This is a genomic window from Paenibacillus sp. NPDC093718 (genome assembly GCF_050279985.1).
Classification (GTDB): Bacteria; Bacillota; Bacilli; order Paenibacillales; family Paenibacillaceae; genus Paenibacillus_AQ.
On the sequence record NZ_JBNNUS010000003.1, the window covers coordinates 639,554 to 655,866 of the forward strand.

The following is a 16,313-nucleotide window of genomic DNA, read 5'->3' on the forward strand; positions in this document are numbered from 1 at the left end:
CGACGCTAGTATTACCCCTGGAAGCAATCTCATCCAGTTTCTGATCGGTCCGATCCTGGTACCTTTAGTTGGATTATGCTTTAATCGTGATTATACAAATACTCAATAATTATATTCTGTAGCTCGTTGCTATACCTCATTTCAAAAAAAATAAGGCCCAGTAAGACGATGATTAGTACCAGTAGTACTGAAACAACAACTCGAAATTTATCCATCAGTAGTTATGTCCTCCTTCTGAATATATTTCTCAGAATTATAACCTTCCAATAATCGAACACGTTATACTTAGTAGACCTAAAGATTCCACTCTTTAGGAATATAACATTGAAAAGGAGTCTCGATCCATGAGGGGAAAAAAATTAGTATCGCTTTTACTTGCTGGAGTTGTTGCTGGATCAATTTTAGTAGCATCCACAACAACCGCGGAAAGAGTCGTTGCACAAAATCCGATGGAAGCAGCAACCGAGTACTTTGATGCTTACATTGCTAGGGATGCAGAGGGAATGATGTTCTATTCAAAAGATATAAACTATTTGGATGAGAAAAGTCGTGAAAAAGGATATGTAAAGGATTTTAAAACCAATCCTACTACAGGATATGAAATTGTGGGAAGCAAACAAATCAACAGCAATGAATTTGAGATTTCAGTGATCGAAAAATATGCAGGACAAAGCTACGAACAGTCACCACCGCTCCCTTATAAAGTTTTCAAAAGTGACAATGGGTGGAAGGTTCTGGTAGAACCTTTCGAGATCAACACAGCGACAGGTGAAGTTACTAAAGGTACACCGGTTCACAAAAGAAAATATATGGAATAATTGTTATTCTTTCCAATTACAAAAATATCGTATATACCATCAGATCCGCGCAGTGGCTTTCTATACCTTGTTTCTCCATAACAAACCAATATAGTTCTACATCTGCCCCATCCTCTTGCCAATAGGCTTCTATAATGGGCATAAATCGCTCAGAAAGCTCATTGAAGTATATCTGGCACTTTTTCCTGTTCGATCCACTGACGCTCTGTAGAGCGCTTGAACGGCTCTACAAAGTCACTTCTGCCAAGCTTATACATGTCAGGTATCCAGCATCACTCAAATGACCTATTGGATTCCGGAAAATAAAAATATCACCTTGCCTGGCAACCCCAACGGTCTTCCCTTCATAACCAGGTACTTGATCGTTGACCCGTACAATGATACTTTCATTTAACATAGCTGGCTCACTCCCTCATGGATGTATGTTGCAAAATATATACATCCCATTCACATTTACGGCTGTAACCAAAAAAGGTGAAGCAAACAGGTGTTTAATCCCCCGGTTCATCGGCCCTAAATCCCAAGCGACCCCGGAAAAACCACCCGGGTTCCATTGGGATTCTTAACGGGCCTAGCAGGGAAGCTAAAGACTCTGGGGCAATGCTCATACATCATGGGATTGCTCCGCTCCGTTTCACTCCACTCCACACATCCCATCATGTACTACGAAGCAAAGGGAACCATGAATCCATTACGCTCCGCTCCATTCCTTCATCGTTCCAAAACTTATTCGGGTAGACCCTTCGAAGATAAAACCTTGTGGGCAAGATCGAAGAAGTAAAGACAAGGCCCGTTCGCAGTATCCTGCGTGCAGCCTTACCATATTTGCTCTGCCTGTCCGGTTTGCTTCCGGACGTGCGTTCTATCGTCCAGCTGATGATATTGTGAGCGTGCCGCCTATCTGTGATTACAGCAAGCCAGAAGAATACTACAGCACGTTATTCCACGAGCATGTACACAGTACAGGCCACGAAAGCCGCTTAAATCGTTCAGGAGTTACCGAACTTGCAGCAAGGCATATTTCAGAATATATGTTTTAAGAGAACGGTTAACACAAATAATGGAAGCATTTTAATAGATAATGGTCGTGCTTCGTTCAAGCGGATAGAACTCCCTTCAATTTTCGTCCTTCTTTCTTGATACATATCAATATATTCTGTAGAGTCTAGCGCATTTTAGTTATTGACAGTATGACCTTGAATATTATAATCTGCTATAGTGAATTGATAATAATTATCAATCTCAATAAAAATAGCTGGATCTGAGAGGAGTACTACTCCGATGTTTACATCGAAAACCCAAACGCTGCTGCTCATACTGCTTTTAATCTCCATTACGCTTGCAGCCTGCTCCGGCACTAACAACAATAATGCCGACGACAATGCTGCCGCAAAGGAAAATTCAGAAACCATAACGCCTGACAATAAAACGATCACGGTATCGTGGCCGCGGGACATCGGACCGATGAATCCTCATCTTTATAATCCGTCCCAGTTAATCGCGCAATCGATGATCTACGAGCCGTTGGTCAACTATAACGAAGGCGGCGAGGTTGTGCCATTCTTGGCCGAATCGTGGACGATTTCGGAGGACGGCAAAACCTATTCGTTTAAAATTCGCCAGAATGTTAAATATTCAGACGGCACTCCGTTCAACGCAGCAAGTGCCAAGAAAAATTTCGATGCCATTATGATACATACGGATAATCACAGCTGGCTCGGTTTCATCAGCTTGCTGGACAAAACTGAAGCGGTAGACGAATATACGTTCAACATCGTTTTGAAACAAGCCTATTATCCGACTTTACAGGAGCTGTCGGTTATTCGTCCGGTGCGTTTTCTCGGTGATGCCGGCTTCCCGGATGACGGCGATACCTCCAAAGGCGTGAAGCAGCCTGTTGGAACCGGCCCGTGGATGCTGACGGATTACAAAACGGATGAGTATGCGGAGTTCACGCGCAATCCTCATTATTGGGGTGAGCAGCCTAAAATCGATAAAGTCGTATTTAAAATCATACCGGATGGCGATACCCGCGTTCTTGCCTTCGAAAAAGGCGAATTGGACCTGATCTACGGAGAAGGCGCCATCAGCATGGACGCATTTATGCAATTGCAAGCTAACGATGATTATTCCACGCAAATTTCCAGTCCGGTTGCAACAAGGCAGCTGGTTATGAATACGACGAACACGGCACTGTCGGATAAAAAAGTGCGTTTGGCTCTGCAGCACGGCTTCAATAAAGATGCAATGGTGCAAGGCGTCACTTCTGGATTGGAAGAGACCGCGGACAGCTTGCTATCCTCCAACTTCCCATATGCGCAGAAGAACCCAGCCCCGCTTGGCTACGATCTTGAGAAAGCGAGAGCTTATTTGGACGAAGCCGGCTGGACGCTGCCGGAGGGCAAGGCGGTACGGGAAAAGGACGGCAAGCAGCTGGAAGTGGAGTTGATTTACGAGAAGTCGGATCAAGTGATCAAGCCAATGGCCGAAACGCTGCAAGCGGAATGGGCGGCTATCGGCGTGAAATTGAACATTACGGGCATTGAGCTTACGGAGCAAATAAAACGGTTCCGCGCGGGGCAATTCGATCTGTACTTCTTCAGCAATTACGGCGCACCGTACGATCCGAGCTCGTTCATCCATATCGTATCGGAGAAGAGCTTCGGCATTGCGGAGGCGCTCGCTAACCTGCCGGTGAAGGAACAACTCGACCTGCAGGTGCAGGAAGCACTCGCTACGACGGATGAGAATAAACGCAAAGAATTGTATGACGCCATTCAGACGACGCTTCACGAAGAAGGTGCGCTTGTGCCCATCTCCTACATCAGGAAGAATGTGGTATACAACGATAAAATCAGCAGTTTTGAATTTCCTGGAAGCCGGGACGACAACCCATTCTCCAGCATTAGCTTAAATCCGTAATACAGGGAGGCGTATCATGGGCAGCTTTATCGGAAAACGGCTTTTGGCCGTCATCCCCATTTTCCTGTTTGCCACGCTTCTGACGTTTTTGCTGATTCATCTCTCCCCAGTCGATCCAGCCGAAGTCTATTTGACGGCGGCACATATTCATCCGACAGAGGAGCTACTCGAACAGAAAAGACAGGAATTCGGCTTGGACCAGCCGCTGCTCGTTCAATACACTCAATCCTTAATGAAGATGTGCCGGCTCGATTTCGGCACATCTTATGTTTCGAACGAGCCGGTTTGGAACGAAATTGTCCTTCGGATGCCGGCGACGCTTCAGCTCGCCTTCAGCAGTATTGTACTGGCTGTCATCATCAGCATTCCAATCGGTTTTTTGGCCGCCATATACAAAAATAGCGTGTTTGATCATCTTAGCCGCGTGCTTGCCTATTTCGGCGCATCGATTCCGCAATTTTGGCTCGGCTATTTGTTGATCTTTTTCTTTTCGGTCAAGTTGGACCTGCTGCCGGTGCAGGGCAGAGGTTCATTCGCGCATCTTGTCCTGCCGTCCATTTCACTCGCGCTAGGGCTCATCGCCATTTATTCCCGCCTGCTGCGTACCGGCGTTCTCGAACAGTTGCAAGAGCCATACGTCCTGTATGCGCGAACCAGAGGGATCAAAGAGAAGGTTATTCTGGGCAAGCATGTGTTGAAAATTGCTATATCTCCGATGCTGACCGGCCTTGGCATGAATTTAGGAAAACTTCTCGCCGGGACGATCATTGTCGAGGAGGTTTTCTCCTGGCCAGGCTTCGGCCGTTATTTTATTGAAGCGATTTTTAATCGGGACATACCCGTTATCCAAGCTTACGTGCTCATTTCCGCTTGCCTGTTTATCGTATGCAACTTGATTGTCGATCTTCTGCAAATGGCTTTGGATCCTCGAATCTCATGGAAAGGACGGACCGACCAATGATAGCGAGTATACGTACCGGCCTTAGGAGCCAGAAGACCGCAGCGGTATGCTCGGTCATTCTGGCCGTCCTTTTTCTGCTTTCCATTATGGCTCCGTGGATCGCGCCGCATGACCCGGTTCAGGTCAACTTGGCGGTCAAGCTGCAGCCCCCTTCATGGGATTATCCGCTTGGCACCGATCAGCTCGGACGATGCAATCTATCCCGCCTGCTGTACGGATCGCGCATCTCCCTCGGCTTCGCATCCTTAATCTTTATATCCTCGCTCCTGATTGGTTTGCTGATCGGGACGTTTGCCGGATATAAAGGCGGAATCATCGATCAAGTGTTGATGCGTTTTTGCGAAGGAGTCATGGCATTTCCGACGCTTGTGCTCGTGCTGGGACTTGTCGGTATATTCGGCCCCGGATTGCCGCAGGTGATCTTGGCGATGATTATGGTGCAGTGGGTCTATTACGCCCGAATGTTTCGAGGCATGGTGCTCAGTTTACGGGAACGAAATTTCATTACGGCAGCAAAAATAAGCGGCTCCTCACAGTGGACGATCATTAGGCGTCATATCATTCCGAATGTGCTTCCGCCAATCGTCGTCATGGGAACGCTAGAGATCGGATGGGCGATCATGGACATCGCCGCCATGTCGTTTCTCGGGCTAGGCGTCCAGCCGCCTTCGCCGGAGTGGGGTTCCATGATTCATGAGGGCAAATCCTATATTCGAAGCAATCCCGAGCTTATGCTGTATCCGGGCATTATGATCTTAATCATCGTCGTGACCTTCAATATTTTAGGAGAAGCATTATCGGAGCGCTTCGGCGTAAAACGACGTTTTTGAAAGGATGAGGCCATGTGACGGCACAATCTAATACTGTATTGCAGATAAGCGGCCTGCGCGTAACGGCGAAGATGGCTCAAGGCGAGACGACGCTCGTCCATGCCGTCGATTTGGAGCTCCGGCCCGGCCGCGTGCTTGGCCTAATTGGGGAAAGCGGATGCGGCAAAACGATGACCAGCATGTCCGTGCTGCAGCTGCTGGACCGGAGAACGACAAAAATTGAAGGCAGTATCCGGCTGAATGGGCGCGAGCTGAACGGAATTCGTTCAGATTCGATGCGTGCCATTCGCGGCAAAGAAATTTCGCTTATCATGCAAAATCCGATGAATGCTTTCAGTCCTGTTCTGACTATTGGCAACCAATGTATCGAAACGATCCGTACGCATACTTCCCTATCGAAAAAACAAGCCTATGAGCTGGCCGTATCTTCGCTGCATGACGTGAACTTACCGGACCCGTCGACCATTATGAAGCAGTACCCTTTTCAATTGAGCGGCGGTATGCTGCAGCGGATCATGATTGCGACGGCCATCTGCCTCCGCCCCTCCGTCCTCATTGCCGACGAACCGACCACCGCATTAGATGCGGACAATCAGATGCGCGTATTGCGGCAGCTAGATCGTCTTCGTTCGGAGTACGGCACGTCCATTTTGCTCATTACTCACGATTTGGGAGTCATTGCGGAAATAGCCGACGAAGTCGCCGTCATGCAGCAAGGGCGTATTGTCGAGCAAGCGGATGTCTTTCGGCTATTCGATCATCCGCAGCACGAATATACGCAAAAGTTGTTGAACGCAAGGCGATCGTTCTCCATAAACCAACAATCCAAGGGGTTTATACTGGCATGATCGTCACAAATTGTTTAGGATCGGGGGTCCGATGATGAGTCTGCTGAGAGTAAGCCATGTTACTCATGAATACGCCGCAAGTAGTCTATTTAGAAAAGCTAAGCGTTCAATCGTGCTTTCCGACATCTCCCTATCGATCGAGCCCGGCCAATGCCTGGGCCTTCTTGGAGCGAGCGGAGCGGGTAAAAGCACGCTCGGCAAAGTCATCCTTGGCTTGGAAAGACCGCAGAAAGGACAAATTCTGTTTCAAGGAGTCGACCTGTATGCTTCGAATGCATACGACCGCAAAAAGCTTCGCCGCGATCTGCAGGTTGTTTTTCAAGACTGCTATTCATCGGTTAATCCGAAAATGAATGCGGAGCAAATTATCGGGGAACCGCTGATGAACTATGAGAAGTTATCAGCGCAAGAACAAACACGAAGGGTGGAAGAGCTGCTGGAAATCGTCGGGCTGCATCCGGATGATCGAAAAAAATACCCTCATCAATTTAGCGGCGGACAGCTGCAGCGGATCAATATTGCGAGAGCGATTGCATTGAAGCCCAAAATGATCGTATTGGACGAAGCCGTCAGCAGCCTCGATATGGTAACGCAATCTGCTATCCTCAAGTTATTACTTGATTTAAAGGCGAATTTTGGCCTTTCGTATTTATTTATAACGCATGATATTAAGGCCGCTTATCACATTTCCGATGCATTGGCCGTCATGGATCACGGCAGACTGGTCGTGCATTCCGAGAATAAAGAGCAGTTTATTGGGCTGCAGCACCTAAGCGTACAAAAACTTGTTCAATCGATGCTCCCGGAACACCCCCGCTTCCGCTCAGGTGTATAAGCATATATGTAAAGGTTGAGAATTCCTGGTTGTAATGGATTACATCAAAAAAGGGCAAAAAAAAAGAGAGCTTCTAAAGCTCTCTATGGGCTGGCTGCATCATCCCTTGAGTGGGGTGATCCTCCGGGTACTCGTAATATTGCGACTGAACGGACGCATGTATTGGTGCTTCCATTGGCGGCACTGACGGCTGCTGATAGGGTTCATCCACATACATGATTCTACGCTGAATTTGCATGAGCCCATTCACGATGCGCAGCGCGACCCAGAAAAGGATAAGGCCAACGCCTACGTACAGCAGGTATTGCTGATTATAAGTCCAATTGATATGAAAATAACTAAACAAGCTATTCTCCAAAATATCAAGCTTCAGTTCATTCATCAAAATGATATGCACGACCGGAAGAGCAATCAACCCGAGTCCCAGTGAAATCACCGTTACCATAATAACAAAGAATACGATGCCAGTAACAAATCTTAGTAATACGAGTAGCAGGTTTCGAATAAATAGCGCTCCGTCAAAACCGCTCACCATTCGCTTCAACCAGTTTTGCCCTGCTTCAGACTGTTGATTGTAGGAATACGCAACGGAAGGCGTAGGTAAACCCAAAATTTGTCTAATCATGCTTTGTTCAAAAATCACAATCCCATTCAACAGCTTAGCTACTCCAAAAAACAGCGGTATTCCGATAAATATCGGAGTCAAACCGATGGATAATGTAAGTCCCGTTATCGCTACTGTAAAATAAATAATCCCTAACGGAAGAGATAGCAATAAATAGAGAATCGTTGCATAGGTTTTCGGATTAAAAAGCACCCAATTCACCTTGCCTGCCCGCGACATTGCAGTCGCTTCTGTTGCCTTCATATTCAAACACCCCTTATGGCTTCATAAGTCACGCACGCTCTGAGATATAAATCCATTATATCCGCGTTATTTGGCTGACATAACCGTCTTAGGGGGTATCTGAACCTAGACTTTAGACTAGGAATGGGCCTAGCTCTGATGAACTTATTGAAGCGAAGACAATATTACCAACTCGCCGAACGACATTTTTTTGTCTGGACATGCAGGCTTCTCTACTGGTTGTACTCCTACGCTTTAATGGCCTGCACTTCAAGATGGATGCAAGAAAGCCGAAAATTTTACAGTGGATATGGTTAACCATCAATTCGATCGTCAACAAACGGCTGCGATCATTGAAGCTCACTGCACCACGATTCCCAAATCATAAATCTATGCCTTTACTCAAGTGTCCCTTTTTTCATTTGACGATGTCTGTATTTAGCTATAAAGATACGCCAGCAAAGCTTCATAAGATTTGGAACAGAGTGTGCGTTTTCTTTAAGATAGGACAATGCAGAACGGTTTCCTCGTTTCGTATTGCATTCGCTGCATGAAGCGATCAGGTTTTGCGGAAGATCCGAGCCGCCTTTGCTTGAGGGGATAATATGGTCCACGGTCGTGGCGTGTCGTCCGCACCACAAACAAGTGTGATGATCTCGTTTCAGTGCAGCTTTTCGATAGTCCCGAAATAAGAACGGATTATAAAGCAATTGGATCGTCTGCTCATCAACCCAGACAGCTCGCGATCGCTCAACTTCCCGCCAAGCCCGATGGGGTAAACATGGTGTTAGTTGTTGACCATCCATATTGAGTACCGTTATCAATGGTTCCTCTCCATCATGACTATGATTCATCGATTTCACTCCATCTGCACGACATGTTCTAACCCTGTAGTATTAATATAAAACAAAAACACCATCCTCATGCGGATGGTGTTCATTATGATGGAACCGAGGGGGAGTCGAACTCCTGTCCGAAGATAAGCTTTTACGGGTGTAGTCTAGATTTTGGTGTCACCTGAGTATCACCCGATTGACAACGAATTAACCACAATGATATATTGGCGTAATACCCATTTATATATGGGTCCTATCTTTAAGGAGTGCATAGCATGATGTTACCCGTTCACGAACGCTTCATTAAGCAGGCAAAAAAGAAAATCAGTCGAGATAACCGACTTACGGGCCTCCTTGCAGGCGGCTCCATGATCCACGGAGCCATGGACGAGTATAGCGATCTAGATTTAGTCATCGTGTACGATAACGCGTATCGCAATGAAATTATGGAGCAACGGATTCAGCTCGCGGAAGAGCTCGAACACTTACTGTCGGCATTCACAGGTGAGCATGTCGGCGAACCACGTCTGGTTATTTGCCTATACGGCCCACCGTTGCTTCACGTGGATCTAAAATTCATTTCGAAATCGGAGCTTAGAATACGAACGGAGAATCCGATTGTGCTTTGGGAGAGAGACGAAGAGATCAGAACGATCCTTGCCGAGACATCCCCTGCCTATCCATCGCCCTCTATGCAATGGATGGAGGATCGGTTCTGGGTTTGGGTGCATTATGGTGCGGCGAAATTAGGAAGAGGCGAGTTGTTCGAGCTCATCCAACATATTACGTTTATTCGCAATGCAGTATTAGGACCGTTGATACTCATGCGTTACGGCCATCTTCCCGCGGGAGTCCGACGGCTAGAGCAATTTGCTGAAATGGAGATGGCTGAGCTTCGGGACACGATTCCACTCCACAGCTACGAAAGTTGTTACCGTGCGTTAAAGGCCACTATCAAGCTATATCAACGTTTACGCCAGGCTTCTGATGGTTGGATACGCAAAGAAGAAGCCGAACGCAATTCAATTGCATATCTAGAAACCGTATATTCTACTATCCATAAATAAAAACATCTACAAGACAGTGAAATTTATTATTCACACTTATCAACTATTCTACAGCAAAAACCCGACCTCACGAGGTCGGGTTTTTCAAGGTATTGGTGGAGGCGAGGGGAGTCGAACCCCTGTCCGAAGATAACGACAACACAAGCTTCTACGGATGTACCCAATTGTGATATCCGAAGTAGGGGCTGATAGTCAGTATTTTACGGCATTAAAAAAGACACAGTTCGTGTCTTTACGGCAGTTCTATGAGTGTCCTTACTGATCACATTACTCAGAGTACACCTCGATGATCATCGTCGCTCCCAGCCTGAAACCTTCAGTAAAAGAAGCCGACATTTCCAGTCCTTGGACTTGTCGATACAAATCTAATAACTCCTCAAGCTCATGAAACTCATCATCGGAAAGCCTCTTCTTCCAAGCATCCATGGACTCGGATATTTGCCGGCTCAATTGGCGATACTGAGGGTCGGTAGAAGCAGCCTTCTCTACAGGATTCAACTGCCCGTAATATAGGGATTCCAGGAAGCTTGGCATGGGATTCTCCTTCTTTAACAGATGATATACAGATCGATAAACAATGACAAATTCATAACTGTTACGCATATAAGTACCAGTATTGAAATTATTATACGGTACGCTTATGCGTATAGTCAAGTTGATATCGATCTTTGAGAGGTGATTATAATGAGGAAAAAAGTTGTCGTTAAAATCTCGGAATTGACCAAGGCACATAATATTTCTTTGCGGGAATTATCCCGAATATCCGATGTACGGCACGCTGCATTAAGTGAACTTGCCAATGGAAAACGGGAAAGTATCAGCTTTAGTCATATCGAAAGAATTGCTGAGGCTTTAAATATAAGCGATATTCGGGAGATTATTGAGTTGGTGGATGATGAGGGAAGGTATTCACATCTATAACGACAAGTATTTAAAATAGTTAGCCCGTAAAATCGCTGACCTATGTCAAATTTCGAATTAGACTATAGCTATTTCCTCAAAAGAATGGAGGTTTATATATGCCTAACTATAACTTTCATGATTTACTAGAGCCCCTCGAATTTGAAAAACTAATTTGTGATATTGTTCAAGTAAGAGAAGGTTATTTTGTAGAAATGTATAAAGAAGGTCGTGATTCTGGTATTGATGGTTCTTATATATTCCACGGCAAAAAAACCGTTATTCAAGCAAAACGCTATAAACAAAATTTCAAACAACTTTACAATAGCTTAAAAGACATTGAACTGCCTAAAGTGCGCAAGTTAAAACCTGACAGATATATCTTGGGTGTTTCAATTACTTTTCAACCAGGTGAAAAAGAACAAATTATAGAATTATTTGAGGGGTTTATAACTAGTACTAATGATATCTTAAGCAAAATAGATATTAATAGGCTGTTGGAAGAACCAAACTACAAATGGGTAGAGTTAGCTCATCCTAAACTTTGGTTACCAAGCATTAATGTGTTTCAAAAATTCCTTAAAGAGTCCACACACCGCGCACTATACAAAGAATCGGCTGAAGAACTTAAAGAGGCATTGAAAGCATCTAACACATTCGCCCCCACTCGAATCTATCGTGAAGCGTTACAAAGATGGTCTCATAATCATGTAATTGTTATTTCAGGAGAACCCGGTGTTGGAAAAACAACGATAGCATATCTTTTAGCATTGGCATACCTTCAGCCAGACGATCTAGATGGGTTTATATGGGCGTACTCTATTAAAGATGTCTATAATATGCTAGAGGATGATAAAAAACAAGTCATTATACTAGATGATTTCTGGGGGAGTATTTTTCACAATGAAAGCACTCGTAGAAATGATGAAAATCAGCTTAATAAACTCATTCAACGTATAATTGACTTTGGTGGAAACAAACGCCTTATCTTAACGACAAGAGAATACGTTCTTCGTCAAGGTCTACAAAGACAACCTATGTTGAAGGAAAAATTAGAGCAGTATGCTCTAATTTGTACTGTGGAGGAATATAGCAATATTGAAAAGGCCAGTATCTTGTTTCAACACCTATATTCATCAAATTTACACTATGAATATGTTACCTATTTATTTCAAAACTGCAGTCGAATAATAAATCATGAGAATTATAATCCCCGTGTACTTGCCCTCTACCTAAACAAGGTACCAGACAAAGAATCTGCCCCAGAAGACTATTTTATTGATCTTTGTGATTACTTCGATAATCCTGGTGCATTCTGGGAGGATATCTTTTTGGAGCTTTCTCAAGAGGCACAGATTGTAGCCATGCTATTGCTAATCTCTTCAACACCCATGTACCTCGAAGATATGAAGTGCTGCTACGCAAAGTATATAGATACTAGTACAAACCGAATGGGGATAAAAAAGCTAAGTGACAGTATCTCTGAACTTGAAAGAACTATGATTAAGTCTTTTTATAGTGATGAAGAAGACGAAGTTTTATTAAAATTCAGCATGCCCTCTGTGCAGGATTTTCTGTATTCATATATCGAAGAACATACTGAACAATTTATTCCTGAACTTTTACAATGCTGTGCTTACTACAATCAACTTCAGTTTCTGTTAGAGCATTTTTCTAAGGGCTCCAGTAAACAAGTCATTGAAATGATAGAGCGGCAATGTATATTACATTACGAAGACTATCCTTATAGCTATCATAATGAGTCAGATAGTAGTTGGAATTGGGGACCTGACTTGGTAGATGATCTACCTAGAGGGGAAGAAGAGCTTCATAGGTTCTTTCATTTGCTCCGTTGTTGTGATCCGCATCTACATTCCTCACTTTTAAATTTTTTAGAAAGTGAAATAAAGATTTACTGTTCAACTATGGGGCATGGAAATATAGAAGCACAGTATATAGATCTTCATAACTTACCTGATATTATAGTTAGGTGTACTAATAAAGGTATGTCGTTTATAGGAAAAGATATTCTGAATCAATTTTATAAGGAAGCATTTAGTGTATATCATTATATGGCCATGGAAAAGTTTCAAGAAGTATTTCCAGGAGCGTATAGTACTTACCACGACACTTATTATAAAAAGATAAAAAAAGAACTAAAAACTATACTATTGGCCGAAATAGAATTACTAGATCATTTAGGTAAGGACATGGAACTTGATCTTCTTGTAGATAATATTCCAGAAATACTCCACCATTTCGGCCTTCGTTACACCGACCAATTCGGAGAGAAGGTTGCCCCTTTGTGTGGACGAGAGCCGTTATTAATAGAAAAGCAGGTTGGAGTTACGAAAGATTACAGTATTTATAATGATGAAAAAGAACAGTCATTAGAAGTTGTTAAACAGGATGCTGAAAATTGGCTTTTTGGACCTAATGAGATCGAACTTGAAGATAAACAGATCTCAGAACTCATAACTTGGTCTGATCTTCGAGCTCCTCTAAAAAAAGAGTTAAAGGAGATATTAACAAGTAACCATTCCCATTATATTCATGACTATTTAGAAACTAGAGAATCAATACAACTACTCTTTGCAGCAATACGCGATCTTGAACGTCTGCCCGAACAAGAAAGTAGTTTATGCATAATTCTAATCGAACATATACACCAACAAAATACTAATTCACAGCATACTAACCTAATCGGTTTCTGTGATGAGGCTTTTTTATTATTTATGTATCGAGATGAACCTGTGATACGTGCATCCGAATTTTTGTCAAGCGACATATATAATCACTATTTAAAAAACGATCCTGCTCTTTATGAAGTTGTCTTTGACAATCTGATCCTTCAAGATTCACAATGGGTCCGTTTCCTTCACACTCCTATTTACACTTTCTGTCATGCTTTTATAACATGTATTGAGTTCAGGAGCGAAGACGATTCCAATGAATTCATTCAAGAATATTGGAAAGAACAATTGGGAAGTAACTCTGACAAATTAAAACGTACTATTAATGACGATAAAAGAACTGAAAAAGGCATTTATTATGCTGACTTCGGAACCTACTATTTTAAAAATTATGGTTGGGAAAGGAAATTGTACAGAATGTACGAAGAACTAGATCCTTTTCAATTTAATCGTCTATACGTTGGTCCTAGAATTAAAGAATTTCTATATCAGCTAGGTTATGAGAATGATGAAACCAAAGTATTAAACTTTCTTTCCATCTGTGAATATCAATTTTATTACGAAGATTTTGGAGCCCCTCATTCTTCAATTGCTTCTATTTCTGACGAGCTATCGATGTTTGAGCATTTAAACATCACTAAAGATTGGGCTCCATATCCTAAACAGCTAAGTAAAAAAAGATTTAATGAATTGAAGAAAAATAAAGATATATGCACTGAACATAATGAGAATTGGTCAATTCTAGTATATAAAATTAAGGACGTTGAATTACTGAGAGAGCTTGGGGCCTACGAAGAAGCGCTAGAGATAATACAAGAATTAGAGAAAGTCCATGCAAAATTTTCTTCGGGAGATTATTCATCGATTCTGTGAATCGATACTGATGAATTTTTTCTTTAGGAGAAACAAAACAGTTCAGAGAGAGCATTGTGGCTAAATTCACCTTTAAGATTAATGAGTTATTTGTTATCATCTAAAACTTAGTGTCATAGTAACTATGCATAGTTTCAACATTAACTGAAAAATAAAGAGCGACCGACACGGTCGCTTTTTGTTTGATTATAATTGTGGTAAGGGGAGTCTAACTTCTGTCCGAAGATAACCTGTCTACGGGTGTAGTGACAAATTCAATGTCATCACTCAGGCTCCCCAACCAAAAAATTCCTCATAACGCGAATGAAGTCTCTCATTTTAAAAGAGGGTGAGTTGTACTCCTATATCATCTTTATTATTTTTAGACTTAGTAATTTTGCCTACATTAGAAGAAATTCTATTATCGGCCAATTTTTTCATGAGCGTTTCCGTGATATAGTTTATTTGTAATGTAAAATCACCATCACGATCAAACTCTATGCCTCCAATTTTCGCAGTTGAATCAAATGATCCAACAGGAGCATCCTTAAACCAGATGGGTATAACACTACTTTCACCAAAGCGGTCCTTGAATTGCTGAGATTCAAACTGGGTCCAAATCCTTCTAGGATAATTAGAACCTAATAAAACTACAACATACTGTGCCTCGCTTCTATAAATTGGACCTAAGTACTCTTCCACATTCTCTGCTAATATCCTATGTTGCTCGTTTTTATCGTAAAATACAGAGACCTCTTCTTCGCATAATCTTGTAAATAAACCTTCTGCCACATCTCTGTCACTTCCAGCAAAGGAAAGAGCAAAATCATAAATAGACTTAAAATTAATTGTTTTGTATCCAACTTCTCGAACAAACTTCTTCCATTGAATATTTCGTATATAGTAAACGAATTTAGGATCTTCAACACTTATTACATTAGTATTAGCCTCGTAATGAATACACTCGGCAAATAATTCAGCATGCTCTCCATTTAAAAAACTTTCCAAATATCCCTGCTCCATTACAGTATTAACGCTACTTCTATGCTCAGGGTATTTCCTTATTGCCTGATTAAGATCTAAAGCCCATTCATTACTGATTGCAAGCCAAAATAAAATATGTAAGTATGGGGCTCTACCATCTTTTCTCAATTTTGGTCCTGTAGCAAATGCTCTAGCTATTTCATTAAATGCCCTGCTTAAGTCATCAAAAACTTTTTGTTTAATCAACTCCAAACTAGTAGTTATAACTGTCGTATTTTTACATGCCTCAAGAACATCTCCATGGATACAAATTTCCTTACATAACATTTGGGCAATATGAAAGCTACCCTGTGCCTCTTTAACAATATCACCCTTAATATTTATCTTAATGTTAAGGGCTTTTTCTCCATTTTCTATAAGTTCAACAATTTTTTCCTCAGGATTAGATTCAAATCTAATTGTGTCAATCCTATTATTCAGATCCCTAGCGAATTTCACCAATGAATCTCCCGCTTTATTTATTCCCACAACAACTAGTTTAGTAGTAGCCGATTCTTCATCAGCAAGCGTTTTCATATAATCTGCAATAGAACTTTTAGTTTCTGGTTCAAGCCTGTGAAAGTCATCGATTATTATTATCCCATCTAAACTATCACCAGGTATAGTCTTAATGATTTTCAAGTCCTTAGCTTTTCTTGCAGTAAGCTTTGTGATTTTTGTTTCTATGCCCAATTCTTCAAGGCCTTTTGTAATACTAGAAGTCTTACCGATTCCTGACGGCCCCTCAACTACAAGCCCTTTTCCTGGGGTTCGCAAAGATACAAGCAACTTTCTATATTTCATCGGTTTAACAAAAGTATATGTTGGCACTCCGGAATCCTTATAAACCTCATGTAAGTAAGGCATTGCCATGCTGACTC

Annotated in this window: 14 protein-coding genes; 10 read left to right on the forward strand and 4 right to left on the reverse strand. The window is 42.5% G+C overall.

Annotated elements, in window-relative coordinates; all coding sequences use genetic code 11:
* The first annotated feature begins 344 nt into the window (after positions 1–344).
* The 7 genes from ACQKPA_RS12730 (at position 345) to nikE (ending at position 7,214) form a co-directional block, all read left to right on the forward strand.
* Entirely contained in the window at positions 345–818 is a 474-nt protein-coding gene (locus ACQKPA_RS12730; protein WP_427492682.1) for a hypothetical protein, read from the forward strand.
* Positions 819–1,648: 830 nt separating this feature from the next.
* On the forward strand, positions 1,649–1,858 hold the full coding sequence (locus ACQKPA_RS12735) for a zincin-like metallopeptidase domain-containing protein (RefSeq protein ID WP_427492798.1): 210 nt from the start codon (positions 1,649–1,651) through the stop codon (positions 1,856–1,858).
* Positions 1,859–2,099: 241 nt separating this feature from the next.
* Positions 2,100–3,740: a nickel ABC transporter substrate-binding protein gene (gene nikA, locus ACQKPA_RS12740; protein ID WP_427492684.1), complete on the forward strand. Its 1,641-nt coding sequence runs from the start codon at positions 2,100–2,102 to the stop codon at positions 3,738–3,740.
* A 16-nt stretch (positions 3,741–3,756) separates the two neighbouring features.
* On the forward strand, positions 3,757–4,701 hold the full coding sequence (nikB, locus tag ACQKPA_RS12745; protein ID WP_427492686.1) for a nickel ABC transporter permease subunit NikB: 945 nt from the start codon (positions 3,757–3,759) through the stop codon (positions 4,699–4,701).
* Complete coding sequence (gene nikC, locus ACQKPA_RS12750; protein WP_427492688.1) at positions 4,698–5,531, forward strand: nickel ABC transporter permease subunit NikC; 834 nt, start codon at positions 4,698–4,700, stop codon at positions 5,529–5,531. The genes nikB and nikC overlap by 4 nt, the downstream gene beginning before the upstream one ends.
* Positions 5,532–5,545: 14 nt before the next feature.
* Positions 5,546–6,379: a nickel import ATP-binding protein NikD gene (gene nikD / locus ACQKPA_RS12755; RefSeq protein ID WP_427492690.1), complete on the forward strand. Its 834-nt coding sequence runs from the start codon at positions 5,546–5,548 to the stop codon at positions 6,377–6,379.
* 34 nt (positions 6,380–6,413) lie between these two features.
* Complete coding sequence (nikE, locus tag ACQKPA_RS12760; protein ID WP_427492799.1) at positions 6,414–7,214, forward strand: nickel import ATP-binding protein NikE; 801 nt, start codon at positions 6,414–6,416, stop codon at positions 7,212–7,214.
* A 73-nt stretch (positions 7,215–7,287) separates the two neighbouring features.
* On the opposite strand, the gene ACQKPA_RS12765 is transcribed toward nikE, so the two are convergent.
* Together ACQKPA_RS12765 and ACQKPA_RS12770 are read right to left on the reverse strand one after the other, a co-directional pair.
* The gene (locus ACQKPA_RS12765; protein ID WP_427492692.1) at positions 7,288–8,082 is read right to left on the reverse strand and encodes a sensor domain-containing protein; all 795 of its coding nucleotides are present in this window, start codon (positions 8,080–8,082) and stop codon (positions 7,288–7,290) included.
* 377 nt (positions 8,083–8,459) lie between these two features.
* Positions 8,460–8,915, reverse strand: coding sequence for an HNH endonuclease (locus tag ACQKPA_RS12770; protein ID WP_427492694.1), 456 nt, complete (start codon positions 8,913–8,915; stop codon positions 8,460–8,462).
* A 257-nt stretch (positions 8,916–9,172) separates the two neighbouring features.
* Here ACQKPA_RS12770 and ACQKPA_RS12775 point away from each other — a divergent pair, with 257 nt between their 5' ends.
* The gene (locus tag ACQKPA_RS12775; RefSeq protein WP_427492696.1) at positions 9,173–9,964 is read left to right on the forward strand and encodes a nucleotidyltransferase domain-containing protein; all 792 of its coding nucleotides are present in this window, start codon (positions 9,173–9,175) and stop codon (positions 9,962–9,964) included.
* 267 nt (positions 9,965–10,231) lie between these two features.
* Here ACQKPA_RS12775 and ACQKPA_RS12780 read toward each other — a convergent pair whose 3' ends face one another.
* A complete protein-coding gene (locus ACQKPA_RS12780; protein ID WP_427492698.1) occupies positions 10,232–10,498 on the reverse strand; it encodes a DUF6809 family protein in 267 nt (88 codons plus the stop codon).
* A gap of 150 nt (positions 10,499–10,648) precedes the next feature.
* On the opposite strand from ACQKPA_RS12780, the gene ACQKPA_RS12785 reads away from it, so the two are divergent.
* Both ACQKPA_RS12785 and ACQKPA_RS12790 read left to right on the forward strand, forming a co-directional pair.
* A complete protein-coding gene (locus ACQKPA_RS12785) occupies positions 10,649–10,885 on the forward strand; it encodes a helix-turn-helix domain-containing protein (protein ID WP_012818502.1) in 237 nt (78 codons plus the stop codon).
* A 98-nt stretch (positions 10,886–10,983) separates the two neighbouring features.
* The gene (locus ACQKPA_RS12790) at positions 10,984–14,430 is read left to right on the forward strand and encodes a restriction endonuclease (protein ID WP_427492700.1); all 3,447 of its coding nucleotides are present in this window, start codon (positions 10,984–10,986) and stop codon (positions 14,428–14,430) included.
* Between the two features lie 318 nt (positions 14,431–14,748).
* Here the strand turns inward: ACQKPA_RS12790 and ACQKPA_RS12795 are convergent, their stop codons facing one another.
* Positions 14,749–16,305: a TIR domain-containing protein gene (locus ACQKPA_RS12795; protein WP_427492702.1), complete on the reverse strand. Its 1,557-nt coding sequence runs from the start codon at positions 16,303–16,305 to the stop codon at positions 14,749–14,751.
* Positions 16,306–16,313 lie beyond the last annotated feature (8 nt).